Here is an 18,378-nt window from a genome sequence, read left to right as displayed (position 1 = left end):
CCGGCCTCCCTTCGTGGGAGGCCGGGGCCCGTCGTCGTCCCCGGGGGCCGGGCGCGTCCTACTTGGCGTTCTTGGAGAAGTAGTCGAAGGCCTGCTTCGCCTGGTCCTGGAGCGAGGGGCCGGCCATGTACTCGGACGGGTTGCGGTTGCCGATCGAGTTGACGCTGATCAGGTTCGGCTTGCCGTCCTTGGTGATGAACCAGCCGCCGCCGCTGGACCCGCCGGTCATGGTGCAGCCGATCACGTACATCGGCGGGCGGGCCTGGTCGAAGGAGAGCCTGACCGGCCGGACGGTGGAGTCGCAGTGGTTGAGCTCCATGCCGTCGAACGGCCGCTCGGCCGGGTAGCCGTAGGAGAAGGCCGAGGTGATCTGCTCGCGCGGGGCGTTGAACCAGATCGGGACGGAGCCGCCGACCGTCTCCTCCAGCGACGTGCCGGAGCCGTTCTCGTTGCGGACCCGGATGATCCCGTAGTCGAACTGGGAGTTGGGGCCGACGCCGGTCTCCTTCACCCAGGTCGGCGCGACCAGCGCGCGGACCGCCGTCCACCGCCCGTACGGGGAGACCTGCTGCTCGGTGTACTGCCTGCCCCGGCTGGCCTGGCCGTCGCGGTTGTAGCCGGGGACGAAGACGATGTTCTTCAGCCAGCCGCCGCCCTTGCCGTCGTGCAGGCAGTGCGCGGCGGTGTAGACGAGGTTGCTGCGGCCCGGGTTGGCCGGGTCGGAGACCACGGTGCCCGAGCACATCGAGTCGCCCTCGGGCGCGGTCATGAAGATCTTGCCGACCACCGCCGTCGCCGGACTGTACGGGTGCGGCTGCGGCCTGGCCGGGACGGCCGCCGGCGGGTCGTCCCGGACGACCGTGTTCCCCGGGCTCTTGTGCGAGTACTCCGGGGTGGGCCGGCCCTTGGCGTTCTCCATCTTGGCGATCGACCAGAAGCCCTGGGCGACCTCGTTGACGAAGGCGTTCTCGCTGACGAAGCGGGCCCAGTCGTCGAGCTTCCAGCCGGCGAGGTCCTGGAGGCTGCCGGGCAGTGCGCCCGGCTTGGCGGACGCGGCGGTGGCGGCGGCGGTCGTGGCCGGGGTGGACGCGGCGTCGGCGCTGCCCGCGTCCTCCGGTCCACAGGCGGTCGCGGTGAGCGCGAGCGCGGCGAGTACGGCGGCGGCCGCCGGCGCGGCGCGGTGCCTGGTCTTCGGCATGGTGATCGGTCCCCGTGTGGTCTTCGGCGCGGTGGCGGCTACTTCTGCTTCCTGGAGATGTAGTCCAGGGCCTGCTTGGCGACCGTCTCCAGGTACGGGCCGCTCAGCGAGGTGTGGTCCTGGGTGCCGATGGAGGTGTTGCTGACCAGGGCGGTCCGGCCGTCCGGCATCGGGGCGAACCAGCCGCCGCCGCTGGAGCCCTGGGTCATGGTGCAGCCGATGGTGAGCATCGCCGGGCGCTTGGCGTCGAAGGAGAGCCGGGTGGGCTTCCCGCCGTCGCACTTGTACAACTCCTGCCCGTCGAAGGGCTTGTAGAGCGGGTAGCCCCAGGCCGAGGCGGAGATCCGGTCGCGCGGGGCGTCGAACCAGACCGGGACGGCAGCGCCGACCGTCTCCTCCAGCGACTTGCCGGTGTCGTTCTGGTTCTGCACCCGCATCACGGCGAAGTCGTACTGGTTGGCGGCGTCACCGGTGCCGCCGCCCTCGACCGTCCACTGCGGCGAGGTCACCACGTCCTTGGCCCACCAGGTGCCCAGCGGTGCCAGCTCCGCGAGCGGGGCCTTCTTGCCGCCGCTGGAGGCACCGGAGTTGTTGTAGGCGGGGACGAAGACGAGGTCCTTGTAGAAGTCGCCGCCCTTGCCCGGGTGCACGCAGTGCCCGGCGGTCCAGACCAGGTTGCTCTTGCCGGGGTGCGCCGGGTCGGCGATCACCGTGGCCGAGCAGTTGCCGCGGCCGCCGTCGGCGCTGAAGAACACCTTGCCGGACGGCTGCTTGGTGTACGGGCGGGTCACCGGCGTTGCCTTGACCGGGGCCGGGTCCGGATCGGTCACCCCGGCGTCGCCGGTCGGCTTCGCGGTGGGCGGGGCCGGGTCGGCCGGCTTGGAGTCGCCCATCTTGTCCGGGTTCCAGAAGTCCTTCACCACCGGGTTGTTGAAGACGTGCTTGGAGGCCCAGTTGTCCCAGTCCTCGAACTTCCACTTCTTCAGGTCGTCCCAGCTCGTGGGCAGGCCCTCCAGCAGGCTGGTCGGGATGCCCGACGGCAGGGTCAGGCCGCCGATCACACCGCCGCCGATCACGCCGCCACCCCCGGCGGTCGTGGCGCTGCCGCTCGCCGGGGCCGGCGGCGGTGCGGCGGTGCCCCCGCCGGAGGGGCCGTCCGGCCCGCAGGCCGTCACGAGCAGCGTTGCGGCGGCGAGGGCCGCGGCCATGGCTGACCGGTGGATCGATGGCATGGTGTTCGCTTCCCCCTGCTGGTCCTGTGCGGCGGCGGCCGACCGCCTTGGAGTCTCCCACTGGCCACCAGGACGGCGCGGGCCGACCCCCGGGTTGCGACGGCGGCCGGAGGTCACCGATCTGTGACGAACGCCCGGTTGGCTCGTTGGCATGGCAGGTCCCCCCTCCTGAGTGTTGAACTCTCACCGCTCTTCACTCGGACGAGTGAGCAGCCCTTGTGATCACCCCTCAGGGATAGCTAACCCTTACCTGACGCGACGGTGCGAGCGCCCGCCACACCCTCTCCACCACCAGCGCGCGTCCGCACCCCACGCGCCACAAGGAGCAGCCTTGAGCACCGCCGTCACCGGAGCCCCGCCCGAAGCCCCGACGCGCCACCCCGCCCCGGTCCAGCCCGCCGGGGTCCGGCCGGCCGCGGCCCGCCCGGTGCCGCCCGACCCGCTGCTCCATCCGGACCCGGCCGTCGCCGCCGAACAGGCCGGTCTGGAGGCCCTGTTGCGGTGCTGGGCCCGGGAGACCGGGGCGGTACCCGGGGCGGACGGACGGCTGCGGATCGCCGTACTCGGCGGCGCCGCCCGGCTGCTCGCCCCGGTCCGCTACTGGTCACCGGCCGGCTGGCACCGCTTCGGCCCGGCCACCCTCGCGGTCGGTGAGGGCACCGCCGCCGCCCCGGTGGACGCCGTCACCGCCGCCGCCCTGCTCGCCGCCGCGGCCGCCGCCCGCCCCGACCCCGGCCAGGTCGCCGACCTCGCCGCCCGGGTGGCCGACTCGGTGGTCCGCACCGCCGACATCCTGGCCCACCGCCGCACCGCCGCCGCCCCCGGCGGGCCGGAGGGCTCGCAGTTCCTGGCCGCCGAGCAGTCCCTGCTGCTGGGCCACCCGATGCACCCGACGCCCAAGAGCCGCGACGGCCTCGGCCCCGCGCAGAGCGCCGCGTACTCCCCGGAGCTCCACGGCTCCTTCCGGCTGCACTGGTACGCCGTCGACCGCGACCTGCTCGCGGCCGGTTCGGCGCTGACCGAGAGCGCCGACCGGATCACCGCCCACCTGCTCGGCGACCCGACCCTGGTACCGCCCGGGACGGCCGCCCTCCCGCTGCACCCCTGGCAGGCCCGCGAGCTCGCCCTGCGCCCGGCCGTCGCGGAACTGCTCGCCGACGGGCGGCTGCGCGACCTCGGCCCGGCCGGTGACCCCTGGTACCCGACCTCCTCGGTGCGCACCGTCTACCGGCCCGGCACGCCCTGGATGCTGAAGCTCTCGCTCGGCCTGCGGATCACCAACTCCCGGCGGGAGAACCTCCGCAAGGAGCTCCACCGGGGCCTGGAGATGCACCGGCTGCTGGAGACCGGACTGGCCGCCGAGTGGCGGGCCGTCCACCCCGGCTTCGACATCGTCCGCGACCCGGCCTGGATCGGCGTCGACCACCCCGCGCTCGGCGACCCCGGCGGGCTGGACACCGTGCTGCGCGCCCAGCCGTTCGCCCCCGGCGACCGCGCCCTCTGCGTGGCCGGGCTGGTCGCCGAACAGCCGCTCGGCACCGGCGACACCGTACCGTCGCGGCTCGGCGACACCCTGCGCGCGCTCGCCGCGCGCTGCGGACGCCCGCTGCCCACGGTGGCCGCCGAATGGTTCCTGCGCTACCTGGACGCCGTCGTCCTGCCGGTGCTCTGGCTGGACGGCCAGGCCGGCATCGCGCTGGAGGCGCACCAGCAGAACAGCCTCGTCCTGCTCGACGCCGACGGGTGGCCGCAGGGCGGCCGCTACCGGGACAACCAGGGCTTCTACTACCGGCAGAGCGCGGCCGACCGGCTCACCGCCCGGCTGCCCGGGCTCGGTGCCCGGAGCGACACCTTCCTGGCCGACGAGGTGATCGACCACCACTTCGCCTACTACCTCGGGATCAACCACGTCCTGGGCCTGATCGGCGCCTTCGGCTCACAGCGGCTGGCCGACGAGTCGGTGCTGCTGGCCGCCCTGCGCGGCTTCCTGTCCGGACCGCGCGTCGCGGCCACCGGGTCCGCGCTGCCCGCGCTCCTGCTGGACGCCGCCACGCTGCCCTGCAAGGCCAACCTGCTCACCCGGATCAACGGCCTGGACGAGCTGGTCGGGCCGGTGGCCACGCAGTCCGTCTACGTCGACATCCCGAACCCGGTGGCCGGCGCGTGAACTCCCGCGCGGGCGGCTCCGACGACGGCTGCGGTACCGGTGAAGGTCTTGAGGACGTTTCCGGTGAGGGCTCCGACGGCGTGTCCGCCGAAGGCCCCGACGGGGTGACCGGCCGGGGCCCGATGGCCACCGGCGCGGGGGAGTTCCGGCTCCGTCCGGTTCGGCTGCCCGCCGACCTGGAGCTGCTCGCCGGGTGGATGAACGACCCCGAGACCGCCGCCTTCTGGGAGCTCGCCGGGCCGCCCGCCGTCACCGAACGGCACCTGCGGGCCCAGCTCGACGGCGACGGCCGCAGCCTGCCCCGCCTGGGGCTGCTCGACGGCGCCCCGATGAGCTACTGGGAGATCTACCGCGCCGACCTCGACCCGCTCGCCGCGCACTACCCGGCCCGGCCCCACGACACCGGCGTCCACCTGCTGCTCGGCCCCGCCGACTGCCGGGGGCGGGGCCTGGGCGCGACCCTGCTCGCCGCGCTGGCCGACCGCATCCTGCGGGCGCGGCCGCGCTGCCGGCGGGTGGTCGCCGAGCCCGACGTCCGGAACCTGCGCTCGATCCGTGCCTTCGAGCGGGCCGGCTTCACCCGGGCCGCCGAACTCGACCTGCCCGACAAGCGCGCGGCGCTGATGGTCCGCGGCCGCGGTCCGGACCGGCCGGGCCGGGTGCCGCCGGACCGAGCCCCCGCCGCCCGGCCGCCCTCCGCCTGACCGCGCCCCCTCCGCCGCCCGCCCGCCCGCGACCGACCCCGCCGAGGACACCTCCGACTCCATGGACACCCCAGCAGCCCCGCCCGCGCCGTACGACCTGCTCGGCGTCGGCATCGGCCCGTTCAACCTCTCGCTCGCCGCGCTGGCCGAACCCGCCCCCGGCCTGCGCACGCTCTTCTGCGACCAGCGCCCGGAGTTCCGCTGGCACCCCGGGATGCTGGTCGACGGGGCCCGGATGCAGGTCCCCTTCCTCGCCGACCTGGTCTCCCTGGTCGACCCGACCAACCGCTGGTCCTTCCTCAACTACCTGCGCGAGCAGGACCGGCTCTTCCCGTTCTACTTCGCCGAGCGCTTCCAGCTGCCCCGCCGGGAGTACGACCACTACTGCCGCTGGGCGGCCGAACGGCTCGGCAACTGCCGCTTCGGCACCGAGGTCACCGCGCTGCACCGGGACGGCGCGCTGTACCGGGCCGAACTCCGCGACACCGCCACCGGCCGGCGCACCGAGGTGCACGCCCGCAACCTCGCCCTCGGCGTCGGCACCCGGCCGGTGCTGCCCGAGGCCTTCACCGCCCTCGACGGCCACCCCCGGGCCTTCCACTCCGCCGACTACCTGGACCGCCGGGAGACCCTGGACGACGCGCGCGACATCACCGTGGTCGGCAGCGGGCAGTCCGGCGCGGAGGTCTTCCTCGACCTGCTGCGCCGGGTGGGGGAGGGCGTCCGGCTGCGCTGGCTCACCCGCACCCGGGCGCTGGCGCCGATGGAGTACTCCAAGCTCGGGCTGGAGCACTTCACGCCCGACTACACCCGCTACTTCCACGGCCTGCCCGGGCCCGTCCGGGACACCCTGGTCGAGGCGCAGTGGCAACTGCACAAGGCCGCCAGCGCCGAGACCCTCGCCGAGATCCACGACCACCTGTACGAGCGGACCATCGGCCGGCCGATCGACGACGCCCCGGTCGAGATCACCCCCGGCACGGCCGTCACGGACGCCCGGCCCGGCCCCTGCGGCGGTCTCGAACTCCGCTGCCGGCACGGTGACTCGGGCGTCGAGCACGTGCTGCGCACCGACGCCGTGGTGCTCGCCACCGGGTACCGCGCCGCCCGCCCGGCCGCCCTGGAGCCGCTCGCCCACCTGATCGACTGGGACGCGGCCGGGCGCTACCGGGTCGACCTCGACCACCGGGTCGCGACCCTGCCCGACCTCGTCGGCGGACTGTACGTACAGAACGCCGAGTTGCACACTCATGGCGTCGGCACTCCCGATCTCGGGCTCGGCGCCCACCGGGCCGCCGTGATCCTCAACGCCGTCGCCGGCCGGACGGTCCACCGGCTGCCCGAACGCACCGCCTGGACCGGCTTCGCACCACCCGTCACCCCCGTCACCCCCGGTGGCCCCACCGGCCCTGCCGCCCCCGCCATGGGCGACGTCCCCGCCACCGCGGACGTCCCCGCCGTTCCGCGACCCCAGGAGTGGACCCGTGCCGCAACCGCCGGCCGCTGAACCCCCGCTGTACCTGCCCCCGCAGCTCACCGCCGGGCACTGGCAGCGGGCCGGCCGCACGCTGCTGGCCAAGATGCTCGGCGAGTTCGCCTACGAGGAGCTGATCACCCCCGTCCCCGACGGCCCCGACGGCTACCTGCTCCGGCTGCCCGAGGCCGACTACCGCTTCACCGCCGGCCGCGGCGCGTACGGCGGCTGGCAGGTCGTCCCGGACTCGGTGCGCTGCTCCCGGCCGGACGGCCTGGACCCGCTGCGCTTCCTCCCCTACGCCCGGCACACCCTCGGGCTGCGCGGCGACACCACCGGCCACCTGATCCGCGAACTCACCGCGACCCTGATCGCCGACGCCCACCAGCTCGCCACCGCGCTCACCGCCGCCGAGCTCGCCGACCTCGGCCACCCCGAGCTGGAGGGCCGGCAGGGCGGGCACCCCTGGATCGTCCCCAACAAGGGCCGGCTCGGCTTCTCCGCCACCGACGCCGCCCGCTGGGCCCCGGAGGCGCGCACCCCGCGACCACTGCCCTGGATCGCCGTGCACCGCCGGCTGGCGCAGTACCGCGGCGTTCCCGGCGTCGCCGAGCCCGAGCAACTGTACGCGCGCGAGCTCGACGACCCCGCCGCCCTGCGCGCCGTCCTCGGCCCGGACGCCGACGACTACCTGCTGCTGCCGGTGCACCCCTGGCAGTGGGACGAGACCGTCGTCCCGCTGTTCGCCCCGTGGATCGCGAGCGGTGAGATCGTCCCGCTGCCCACCGACGGCGACCTGCGGCTGCCCCAGCAGTCCATCCGCTCCTTCTTCAACCGGAGCCGGCCCGACCGCTGCACCGTCAAGCTGCCGCTCGCCATCCTCAACACCCTGGTCTGGCGCGGCCTGCCCACCGAGCGCACGCTGGCCGCGCCCGCCGTGACCGCCTGGATCCACGGGATCCGGCAGGCCGACCCCTTCCTGCGCGACGAGTGCCGGATCGTGCTGCTCGGCGAGATCGCCTCCGTCACCGTCGACCACCCGCTCTACCGGGAGCTGCCGGAGGCGCCCTACCAGTACAAGGAACTGCTGGGCGCGATCTGGCGCGAGCCGCTCGGCCCCTGTCTGGACGGCGGCGAGCGCGGCCGCACCCTGGCGGCGCTGCTGCAGACCGGCTCCGACGGACGGGCGCTGGCCGCCGAGCTGATCGCCCGCTCCGGCCTCACCCCCGCCGCGTGGACCGCCCGGCTGTTCGCGGCGATGCTCCCGCCGCTGCTGCACTTCCTCTACCGGTACGGCCTGGTCTTCTCCCCGCACGGGGAGAACGCCATCGTGGTCTTCGACGAGCGGGACGCCCCGGCCCGGCTCGCGGTCAAGGACTTCGTCGACGACGTCAACCTGAGCGACCAGGACCTGCCCGAGCTGCGCGAGCTGCCCGCCGAGGTGGCCGAGGTACTGCTGCGCGAGGACCCGCAGGGCCTCTGCCAGTTCCTCCACTCCGGCCTGTTCATCGGCGTCTACCGCTACCTCGCCCCGCTGCTGGAGGCGCAGACCGGACTGCCCGAGGCCGAGTTCTGGGCCCTGCTGCGGGCCGAGATCCTGCGCTACCAGGAGCGCTTCCCCGAGCTGCGCGAGCGGTTCGAGCTCTTCGACCTGTTCCGCCCGCGGATCGACCGGCTCTGCCTCAACCGGAACCGGCTGCTGCTGGACGGTTACGGGGACCGCCCGCACCGCCCGCACGCCGCCCGGCACGGCACCGTGCCCAACGCGCTGGCCGCCGCGGGAGCCGCGGTGCCGCACGGCCGGCGGGACCGGATTGTCACCCCCGCCCCGTAGGCTGGGTGGGTCATGACGAACGACTCCGAATCCCAGCTCCCCGCCGACGACGAGGCCGACGGGTCGGCCGCCGCCGGCGCGGTCGAGGCCGTCCCGCGGGCCCAGCTCCCCGAGCTGCTGCACGCCGCCGTGGCCGCCGTCGGCGGCGTCGAGCGCCCCGGCCAGGTCAGGATGGCCGAGGCCGTCGCCGACGCCGTCGACAACGGCGAGCACCTGCTGGTGCAGGCCGGCACCGGCACCGGCAAGTCCCTCGCCTACCTGGTGCCGGCCCTCGCCCACGGGGACCGCGTGGTAGTCGCCACGGCCACCCTGGCGCTCCAACGCCAGCTGGTCGAGCGGGACTTGCCGCGGACGGTGGAGGCGCTGCACCCGGTGCTGCGCCGCCGCCCGCTGTTCGCGATGCTCAAGGGCCGCTCCAACTACCTCTGCCTGCACCGGGCCAACGAGGGCACCCCGAGCGAGGAGGGCGAGGGCCTCTTCGATCCGGTGGACGCCCTCGGCGGCCCCACCGGCAAGCTCGGCCAGGACGTCCTGCGGCTGCGCGAGTGGGCGGACGAGACGGAGACCGGCGACCGCGACGACATGAGCCCCGGCGTCTCCGACAAGGCCTGGGCCCAGCTCTCGGTCACCTCCAAGGAGTGCCTGGGCGCCACCCGCTGCGCGTACGGGCAGGAGTGCTTCGCCGAGAAGGCGCGGGAGCGCGCCAAGCTGGCGGACGTCGTGGTCACCAACCACGCCATGCTGGCGATCGACGCCATCGAGGGCGCGCCGGTGCTGCCGGAGCACGAGCTGCTGATCGTCGACGAGGCGCACGAGCTGGTCAACCGGGTCACCGGCGCGGCCACCGCCGAGCTGACCGTCGGCGCGGTCAACCGGGCGGTCAAGCGCGCGGCCAGGCTGGCGAACGAGAAGGCGGTGGACGCCCTCCAGGGGGCCGCGGAGAACTACCACGGCCTGATGGAGACCGCCCAGCCCGGCCGGGTCGAGGAGCTGCCCGAGTACCTGGCGTACGCGGTCACCGCGATCCGGGACGCCAGCCGGCAGGTGATCACCTCGCTCGGCGAGACGCGGGACAAGGCGCTCACCGACGAGGACGCGGTGCGCAAGCAGGCGATGGCCTCCGCCGAGGCGCTGCACGAGACGGCCGAGCGGCTGCTGGCCGACTCCGAGTACGACGTGGTCTGGATCGAGCGCAGCGACCGGTACGGCCTGGGCACCGCCTCGCTGCGGGTCGCCCCGCTGAGCGTCTCCGGGCTGCTGCGGGAGGGCCTCTACAAGGAGCGCTCGGTGGTGCTCACCTCCGCCACGCTGAAGCTCGGCGGGGACTTCACCGGCGTCGCCGCCTCGGTCGGCCTGCCCTCGGAGGCCCGGCTGCCGGACCAGCGCACCGAGGGCGACGCCCCCGAGGCCGCCTTCGGCGAGGACGCGGTGCCGCACTGGCGCGGCATCGACGTCGGCTCGCCGTTCAAGTACCCCAAGCAGGGCATCCTCTACGTCGCCCGGCACCTGGCCGACCCGGGGCGGGACCCGGAGCGCCCCGACATGCTGGACGAACTCGCCGAGCTGATCGGCGCGGCCGGCGGCCGCACGCTCGGCCTGTTCTCCTCGATGCGCGGCGCCCAGGCCGCCGCCGAGGCGATGCGCGAGCGGCTGGACAACCGGATCCTGCTCCAGGGCGAGGACACCCTGGGTGAGCTGATCCGCGAATTCGCCTCGGACGCGACCACCTGCCTGTTCGGCACGCTCTCGCTCTGGCAGGGCGTGGACGTGCCCGGCTCGGCCTGTCAGCTGGTGGTGATGGACCGGATCCCGTTCCCGCGCCCGGACGACCCGCTGATGAGCGCCCGCCAGCGGGACGTCGAACAGCGCGGCGGGAACGGCTTCATGGCCGTCGCGGCCACCCATGCCGCGCTGCTGATGGCGCAGGGCGCGGGCCGGCTGGTCCGCGCGGCGGACGACCGCGGTGTGGTGGCGGTGCTGGACCCGCGGGTGGAGACCAAGCGGTACGGGAGCTTCTTCCGCTCCTCGATGCCGGAGTTCTGGTACACCACCGATCGCAACCAGGTGCGCCGCTCACTGGCGGCGATCGACGCCTCCGCGGCGCCGGTGCGGCCGGTGGTCAAGCGGGGCTGAGGCGTCGGTCGCCCCCGAGAGGCGGCCGCCGCCCGGGCACACCGGAGGGGCTCCCCGCACCGTGCGGTGTAGCCCCTTCCCGGTGGGCGCCGTACCGGGCGGCTCAGAGGCGGCGCAGCACGGCGACGACCTTGCCCAGGATGGTCGCGTTGTCGCCGTTGATCGGCTCGTACGCCGGGTTGTGCGGCATCAGCCAGATCCGGCCGTCCTCGCGCTTGAGGCGCTTCACGGTCGCCTCGCCGTCGATCATCGCGGCCACGATGTCGCCGTTCTCGGCGACCGGCTGGCGGCGGACGGTCACCCAGTCGCCGTCGCAGATGGCGGCCTCGATCATCGAGTCGCCGCGCACGGTCAGCGCGAACAGCTCGCCCTCGCCGACCAGCTGGCGCGGCAGCGGGAAGACGTCCTCGACCGTCTGCTCGGCCAGGATCGGGCCGCCGGCGGCGATCCGCCCGACCAGTGGCACGTACGAGGTGGACGGACGCCCGGCCGTCTCGGCGGTGTTGGGGCGGGCCACCTCGACGCCGCGGACCTCGTAGGCGCGCGGGCGGTGCGGATCCCGGCGCAGGAAGCCCTTGCGCTCCAGGGCCATCAGCTGGTGGGCGACCGAGGAGGTGCTGGACAGGCCGACGGCCTGGCCGATCTCCCGCATGGACGGCGGGTAGCCGCGGCGCTGGACCGAGTCCCGGATGACCTCGATGACCCGCCGCTGGCGCTCGGTCAGCCCGGCCTCGTCCGTCCGGATGCCGGGGGGGCGGCCGGGCAGCGAGCGCGCGGGGACCGGGTGGCTGTCGTCCAGCACGGCGGCGTGCTCGATCGGCTGGTCGGGAACGCGGCCCGGATGGGAAATGGCCTGGCCGGAGAGGCGGTGTTCTTCGCTACGGTCCATGCTGTCCACACTCTGCTGATTCGTGGTGCGCTGCCCCACCTTGAGCTGGGAGTGTTCCTGCACCGGGATGGTGTTGCTTTCGATCGTGTTCACGGCGGCCCCTCTCGACGGCTGTCCTCTCCCCTTTTCCAGCCCAACGGCACCTCCTATCGAAAGGTTGCGCCAAACACACGTTCGAGTGAATTATTCGGGAGTTGGCTGACTCGATCAAGGCTTTGTTGTACATCGCTTAAATGTTCGACTCGAACGCGGCTCCGGCAGTCTAATCGGCGCCGACACGCCAGGGGTGTCGCTTCCCCCCTGGACCCACATGTAGTGGTTACAGTCCTCTCCGGGCCCAGTACTAGTGGTCACGTCGCATGATCCGCTTGGCGGTGCCGGGTCCTCATCGCATAGACTCGACCAGTCCGCACGTCCTGCCCGGAGGGATCTTCAGGTGCACTGCCCCTTCTGCCGGCACTCCGACAGCCGCGTCGTCGACAGCCGGACCACCGAAGACGGCAGCTCGATCCGCCGTCGCCGGCAGTGCCCGGACTGCGGCCGCCGTTTCACCACGGTGGAGACGGCCGCACTGATGGTCATCAAGCGCAGCGGCGTCACCGAGCCGTTCTCCCGGGAGAAGGTCATCTCCGGAGTCCGCAAGGCCTGTCAGGGCCGCCCGGTCACCGAGGACGCCCTCGCCCAGCTCGGCCAGAAGGTCGAGGAGTGCGTGCGGGCCACCGGCAAGTCCGAGCTGACCACCCACGACGTGGGGCTGGCCATACTCGGACCGCTCAAGGAACTCGACGTCGTCGCCTTCCTGCGCTTCGCCAGCGTCTACCAGGCGTACGACGGACTGGAAGACTTCGAGGCCGCCATCGCGGAGCTCCGCGCCGAGCGGCCCGTCCCCGAGGCGGACGGCGCCTGCGTGCCCGTCGCCGCCGCCGCGCCCTAGGAGGCCGGCTCCGCACCACCGGCCCCTCGGGGCCTTTCGTCCCACACCAGCCACACCAGCCGCACCGGCCCTTCGGGGCCGACAGCACCACACCGGCCCCTCGGGGCTCACAGCACCACATCAGCCACATCAGCCATACCGGCCATACCGGCCCCTCGGGGCCGAGGCGTGCCCGGAAACGGCGCACAGAACACCACAAACCGTGCGGGTACAGGCAGGTCGTCGCCTGTCCGCACACCGGAAGACGAACCAGCGGTGCCCGGACTTTTCGGGGCACTTTGGGCGTTTGCCCAGGAGGAGGAGCGAGAAGTGACAGACACCACGAGCGGTTCCGCACGCGGGTCGAAGTCCGACAAGACCGTGACCAAGGGCGCCGGCAAGGCCCCCAAGGGCGGCCTGCGGATCGAGCGCATCCACACCACCCCTGGCGTACACCCCTACGACGAGGTCCGCTGGGAGCGGCGTGACGTCGTCATGACCAACTGGCGCGACGGCTCGATCAACTTCGAGCAGCGCGGCGTGGAGTTCCCCGACTTCTGGTCGGTCAACGCCGTCAACATCGTCACGTCCAAGTACTTCCGCGGCGCCGTGGGCACCCCGCAGCGCGAGTGGAGCCTCAAGCAGATCATCGACCGCGTGGTGCTCACCTACCGCGCCGCCGGCGAGAAGAACGGTTACTTCACCACCCCCGGTGACGCCGAGACCTTCGAGCACGAGCTGACCTACGCCCTCCTCCACCAGGTGTTCAGCTTCAACTCGCCGGTCTGGTTCAACGTCGGCACCAAGCAGCCCCAGCAGGTCAGCGCCTGCTTCATCCTGGCCGTCGACGACTCCATGGAGTCGATCCTCGACTGGTACAAGGAAGAGGGCATGATCTTCAAGGGCGGCTCCGGCGCCGGCCTGAACCTCTCCCGGATCCGCTCCTCCAAGGAACTGCTCTCCTCCGGCGGCAACGCCTCCGGCCCGGTCTCCTTCATGCGCGGCGCCGACGCCTCCGCCGGCACCATCAAGTCCGGTGGCGCCACCCGCCGGGCGGCCAAGATGGTCGTGCTGGACGTCGACCACCCGGACGTCGAGGCCTTCATCGAGACCAAGGTGAAGGAGGAGGAGAAGATCCGCGCCCTGCGCGACGCGGGCTTCGACATGGACCTCGGCGGCGACGACATCGCCTCCGTGCAGTACCAGAACGCCAACAACTCGGTCCGGGTCAACGACGAATTCATGACCGCCGTCGAGAACGGCACCGAATTCGGCCTGCGCGCCCGGATGACCGGCGAGGTCATCGAGACCGTCGACGCGAAGAAGCTCTTCCGCAAGATGGCCGAGGCCGCCTGGGCCTGCGCCGACCCGGGCATCCAGTACGACACCACCATCAACCGCTGGCACACCTGCCCGGAGTCCGGCCGCATCAACGCGTCCAACCCCTGCTCCGAGTACATGCACCTGGACAACTCCAGCTGCAACCTGGCCTCGCTCAACCTGATGAAGTTCCTGCGCGACGACGACTCGTTCGACGCCGAGCGCTTCGCCAAGGTCGTCGAGCTGGTCATCACCGCGATGGACATCTCCATCTGCTTCGCCGACTTCCCGACCGAGAAGATCGGCGAAACCACCCGCGCCTACCGCCAGCTCGGCATCGGCTACGCCAACCTCGGCGCCCTGCTGATGGCCACCGGCCACGCCTACGACAGCGAGGGCGGCCGCGCCCTGGCCGGCGCCATCACCTCGCTGATGACCGGCACCGCCTACCGCCGCGGCGCCGAACTCGCCGGCGTGGTCGGCCCGTACGACGGCTACGCCCGCAACGCGGCCCCGCACCGGCAGGTCATGAAGCAGCACGCGGACGCCTCGGTCGCCGCCGTCGCGGTCGACGAGCTGGACGCCCCGGTCTGGGCCGCCGCCACCGAGACCTGGCAGGACGTGCTGCGCCTCGGCGAGCAGAACGGCTTCCGCAACGCCCAGGCCTCGGTGCTCGCCCCGACCGGCACCATCGGCCTGATGATGGACTGCGACACCACCGGCGTCGAGCCCGACCTGGCACTGGTCAAGTTCAAGAAGCTCGTCGGCGGCGGTTCGATGCAGATCGTCAACGGCACCGTGCCGCGCGCCCTGAAGCGCCTCGGCTACCAGGACGAGCAGATCGAGGCGATCGTCGCCCACATCGCCGAGCACGGCAACGTGGTGGACGCGCCCGGCGTGAAGACCGAGCACTACGAGGTCTTCGACTGCGCGATGGGCGAGCGTTCCATCTCCCCGATGGGGCACGTGCGGATGATGGCGGCGATCCAGCCGTGGATCTCCGGCGCCATCTCCAAGACCGTCAACATGCCCGCCGCGGCGACCGTCGAGGACGTCGAGGAGATCTACTTCGAGGCCTGGAAGATGGGCGTCAAGGCGCTCGCCATCTACCGCGAGAACTCGAAGGTCGGCCAGCCGCTGTCGGCCAAGAAGAAGTCCGGCGACGCGAAGGCCGAGACCGAGGCGGCCCCGGTCGCCGCGGTCGAGAAGATCGTCGAGTACCGCCCGGTCCGCAAGCGCCTGCCCAAGGGCCGCCCGGGCATCACCACCTCCTTCACGGTCGGTGGCGCCGAGGGCTACATGACGGCCAACTCCTACCCGGACGACGGCCTCGGCGAGGTCTTCCTGAAGATGTCCAAGCAGGGCTCGACCCTCGCGGGCATGATGGACGCCTTCTCGATCGCCGTCTCGGTCGGCCTGCAGTACGGCGTGCCGCTGGAGACGTACGTCTCGAAGTTCACCAACATGCGCTTCGAGCCGGCCGGTCTGACCGACGACCCGGACGTGCGGATGGCGCAGTCGATCGTCGACTACATCTTCCGCCGCCTGGCGCTGGACTTCCTGCCGTTCGAGACCCGTTCCGCGCTCGGCATCCACTCCGTCGAGGAGCGCCAGCGCCACCTGGAGACGGGCTCCTACGAGCCGCTGGAGGCCGAGGAGCTGGACACCGAGACCCTGGCGCAGTCCGCGCCGGTGGCCCCGGCGGCTCCGGCCGCCCCGGTGGCCAAGCCCGCACCGGCCGTCGAGGCCCCGCGCAGGGCCCACAACTCGACGGAGCTGATGGAGATCCAGCTCGGCCTCAACGCCGACGCGCCGCTCTGCTTCTCCTGCGGCACCAAGATGCGCCGCGCCGGCAGCTGCTACCTCTGCGAGGGCTGCGGCTCCACCAGCGGCTGCAGCTGATCCGGACGCCGTGCCGGCCCGGTGCCGGATGACAGCCTGAGCGGCTGAGTTCCGCGAGGCGGGGCGAGGACCTTTTCGAGGTCCTCGCCCCGCCTTTTGCGTTGCCCGGCCACCGGGGCGGCTTGGCCGGGCGCGCGCTGCTCGCGCGGTGGAGCGCCGCGGAGTATCTGTCAACCAGGGTTGACAGTCGATGGGCGTCAACCTAAGTTGACGGTATGAGCGAGAACGGAGAACTCGCGGCGGCCGCGAGCAGTCGGGATCCCGCGGTGGGGCTCCGGGCGGTGCGGGCGCTGCGCGACCTGGCCGATCGCCTGGAGGGCCTGCAGGTCGGGAACGCCCGCGAGCAGGGGTGGTCCTGGCAGGACATCGCGGTCTGTCTCGGGGTGACCAGGCAGGCGGTGCACAAGAAGTACGCCCGGCGGGGTGCCGGGGGTACCGCGAGCGAGAAGGACGGAGGCTGAGCGATGTTCGAACGCTTCACCGACGATGCGCGGCAGGTGGTCGGCCAGGCGGGCCGGGAGGCGGCGCAGCTCCGGCACGGGCAGATCGGCACCGAGCACCTGCTGCTGGCCGTCGTGGCGATGCCGCACGATCCGTCGGCGGCCGTGCTGGTCGAGGCGGGGCTGGACCACGCCGCCGTGCGGCGGGCGGTGCGCCGGCTGCTCGGCGGGGCCGACGACGCGGAGGCGCTGGCGGCGATCGGGGTCGATCTGGACGCCGTCCGGGAGGCCGTCGAGTCGGCGTTCGGGGAGGGGGCGCTGGACGCTCCGGCGGAGGGCCCGGAGTCGAGGCGGCGGGGCTGGTTCCGGGCCGACGCCAAGGGCGGGCGGGTGCCGTTCACGCCCCGGGCGAAGAAGGTGCTGGAGCTGTCGCTGCGCGAGTCGCTCCGGCTGAAGTCCGGCCGCATCGGCGTCGGGCACCTGCTGCTCGGGGTGGTCCGGGAGGGGGAGGGGCTCGGCGCCAGGATCATCGCCGATCACGGGCTGGACTTCGCGGCACTGCGCCGGGCGGTGGATGCCACCTTGAGTTGATCGAGGTGCGACGGTGAGGTCGCCAATCGGTGCACGAGCCGTGAACGAATGATACTGGCCGTCAACTTGCCCATTGAGGGCAGGAGCTGAATGGATATGATCGGCCGAAAGCGTGAACCGATCAGCCGCCCGGAGACGTTTCACTACGTCGGCCGGGCGGTCGCGCGTTCGCCCGCCCCCGCTGTCGGCGTCCGCCCGTCGACGCCCGCCGCTGCCGAGGACCGCATCGATGAGAGAACGCACCAGCCCCGACGGCACGGCGCGCCGACGCCCGGCCCCGCGCACCGCGGCCCTCACCGCGGCGGCCGTACTGCTGGCGGGCGTCGCCGCCCCGGTGGCCGCGGGCCGGGCCCTGTCGGCGCACCAGCCGCTGACCGTCGCCGCGGTCTGCGCGGTCGCGGTGCTCTGGCTGATCGCGGTCGGACTGGCGGCGACCGCCACCGAGCGCGCCCGCCGACTGGCGGAGGAGCTCGCCGCGCAGCGGGAGGAGACCGGGGCGGCGCGCGCGCTGACCGCCGCGGCCGACGCCGCCGGGGCGAGCGCCCGCGAGCGGGCCGCCGCCGCCGACACGGCGCGGGAGGTGGCCCGGACCGCACAGGCGGACGCCGAGGCCGAGGTGCTGGCCGCGCAGGCCGAGCTGGCCCGGGTGCGGACCGAACTGGAGGCCGAGCGGGCGGAGCGAGCCGCACTGGACCGGCTCGCCGGGTCCGTCCTGCCCGAGGTGGTGAAGAAGCTCCGGGACGGCGCGTCCGTGGACAGCGCGCTCGCGGCGCACCGCACGCACCCCCAGTACGCGCTGCTGCGGGCCCTCGCCGAGGAGATCGGCCGGGGCGAGCGGCTGCGGGCCGCCGCCCTCGCGGTCTGCGCGACCGCCGCCGGGCGGGTCCAGGCACTCGCCACGAGCATGCACGCCGAGCTGCGCGAGATGCAGCACCGGCACGACGAGGAGGTCCTCGGCGACCTGCTGCGACTGGACCACTCCACGGCCCAGGCCGGCCGGATGGCCGACAGCATCGCCGTGCTCACCGGCGCCCGCTCGGGCCGGCGCTGGGCCAAGCCGATCGCGGTGGAGTCGGTGCTGCGCGGGGCGCTCGGCCGGATCGGCGCCTACCAGCGGGTCCGGCTGCACAACGCCAGCACGGCGGCCGTGGCCGGGTTCGCCGCCGAGGGCGTGATGCACGCGCTGGCCGAACTGCTGGACAACGCCACCAACTTCTCCGCCCCGCCGGCCGAGGTGCACGTCTACGTCGAGGAGGTGCCGGCCGGACTGGCGGTCACCGTCGAGGACAGTGGCCTCGGGCTGAGCGAGAGCTGGCTGCGCCGGGCCGAGCGGGCCGTCTCCGCCGAGCCCCTGGACCTCACCACGCTCACCGCGGGGACGCGGCTCGGCCTCGCGGTGGTCGGCGCGCTGGCCCGCAAGTACGGGTTGCAGATCTCCTTCCGGCCGTCGGCGCGCGGTGGCACGGGGGTGGTGATGCTCATCCCGCAGCAGCTGGTGACGCACGCCGCGCCGGCGCCCGCTCCGGTGCCCGCCCCGGCCCGGGCGGCGGCGCCCGCGCCGTCGCGCCCGGCGCTCACGCC

12 protein-coding genes and 1 pseudogene are annotated in these 18,378 nt (G+C 73.3%); 10 read left to right on the top strand and 3 right to left on the bottom strand.

What is annotated here, in order from left to right; translation table 11 throughout:
• Positions 1-58 precede the first annotated feature (58 nt).
• Complete coding sequence (locus ACFWA9_RS31755; protein ID WP_380391692.1) at positions 59-1,198, bottom strand: trypsin-like serine peptidase; 1,140 nt, start codon at positions 1,196-1,198, stop codon at positions 59-61.
• Between the two features lie 38 nt (positions 1,199-1,236).
• Complete coding sequence (locus ACFWA9_RS31750; protein WP_380391689.1) at positions 1,237-2,430, bottom strand: trypsin-like serine peptidase; 1,194 nt, start codon at positions 2,428-2,430, stop codon at positions 1,237-1,239.
• Between the two features lie 331 nt (positions 2,431-2,761).
• On the opposite strand from ACFWA9_RS31750, the gene ACFWA9_RS31745 reads away from it, so the two are divergent.
• The 5 genes from ACFWA9_RS31745 (at position 2,762) to ACFWA9_RS31725 (ending at position 10,742) form a co-directional block, all read left to right on the top strand.
• The gene (locus ACFWA9_RS31745) at positions 2,762-4,597 is read left to right on the top strand and encodes an IucA/IucC family protein (protein ID WP_380391686.1); all 1,836 of its coding nucleotides are present in this window, start codon (positions 2,762-2,764) and stop codon (positions 4,595-4,597) included.
• The gene (locus ACFWA9_RS31740; protein WP_380391683.1) at positions 4,594-5,301 is read left to right on the top strand and encodes a GNAT family N-acetyltransferase; all 708 of its coding nucleotides are present in this window, start codon (positions 4,594-4,596) and stop codon (positions 5,299-5,301) included. Before ACFWA9_RS31745 ends, ACFWA9_RS31740 begins: the two co-directional genes overlap by 4 nt.
• A gap of 61 nt (positions 5,302-5,362) precedes the next feature.
• The gene (locus tag ACFWA9_RS31735; protein ID WP_380391681.1) at positions 5,363-6,808 is read left to right on the top strand and encodes a lysine N(6)-hydroxylase/L-ornithine N(5)-oxygenase family protein; all 1,446 of its coding nucleotides are present in this window, start codon (positions 5,363-5,365) and stop codon (positions 6,806-6,808) included.
• The gene (locus tag ACFWA9_RS31730; protein ID WP_352294732.1) at positions 6,786-8,609 is read left to right on the top strand and encodes an IucA/IucC family siderophore biosynthesis protein; all 1,824 of its coding nucleotides are present in this window, start codon (positions 6,786-6,788) and stop codon (positions 8,607-8,609) included. The genes ACFWA9_RS31735 and ACFWA9_RS31730 overlap by 23 nt, the downstream gene beginning before the upstream one ends.
• A gap of 12 nt (positions 8,610-8,621) precedes the next feature.
• Complete coding sequence (locus tag ACFWA9_RS31725; protein WP_380391678.1) at positions 8,622-10,742, top strand: ATP-dependent DNA helicase; 2,121 nt, start codon at positions 8,622-8,624, stop codon at positions 10,740-10,742.
• 103 nt (positions 10,743-10,845) lie between these two features.
• Here the strand turns inward: ACFWA9_RS31725 and lexA are convergent.
• Positions 10,846-11,517: pseudogene (gene lexA, locus ACFWA9_RS31720) on the bottom strand (transcriptional repressor LexA); the annotation flags it as partial.
• A 550-nt stretch (positions 11,518-12,067) separates the two neighbouring features.
• Here lexA and nrdR point away from each other — a divergent pair.
• The 5 genes from nrdR to ACFWA9_RS31695 form a co-directional block, all read left to right on the top strand.
• Positions 12,068-12,565 (top strand): transcriptional regulator NrdR, encoded by a 498-nt coding sequence (gene nrdR / locus ACFWA9_RS31715; protein WP_329489838.1) that lies wholly within the window; start codon positions 12,068-12,070, stop codon positions 12,563-12,565.
• Between the two features lie 309 nt (positions 12,566-12,874).
• A complete protein-coding gene (locus ACFWA9_RS31710; protein WP_380391676.1) occupies positions 12,875-15,766 on the top strand; it encodes a vitamin B12-dependent ribonucleotide reductase in 2,892 nt (963 codons plus the stop codon).
• A 215-nt stretch (positions 15,767-15,981) separates the two neighbouring features.
• Positions 15,982-16,227, top strand: a complete 246-nt coding sequence (locus ACFWA9_RS31705; protein WP_329489840.1) for an RNA polymerase subunit sigma-70 — start codon at positions 15,982-15,984, stop codon at positions 16,225-16,227.
• 3 nt (positions 16,228-16,230) lie between these two features.
• Positions 16,231-16,797 (top strand): Clp protease N-terminal domain-containing protein, encoded by a 567-nt coding sequence (locus ACFWA9_RS31700; protein WP_380391672.1) that lies wholly within the window; start codon positions 16,231-16,233, stop codon positions 16,795-16,797.
• A 229-nt stretch (positions 16,798-17,026) separates the two neighbouring features.
• A partial coding sequence (locus ACFWA9_RS31695) for a sensor histidine kinase (protein WP_380391670.1) occupies positions 17,027-18,378 on the top strand: 1,352 nt, incomplete at its 3' end.

Origin of the sequence: Kitasatospora sp. NPDC059973, assembly GCF_042737525.1 — a bacterium.
Taxonomy (GTDB): Bacteria; Actinomycetota; Actinomycetes; order Streptomycetales; family Streptomycetaceae; genus Kitasatospora.
The sequence above is the reverse complement of the archived record's forward strand: the minus strand, read 5'-3'. Positions and strand labels throughout refer to the sequence as shown.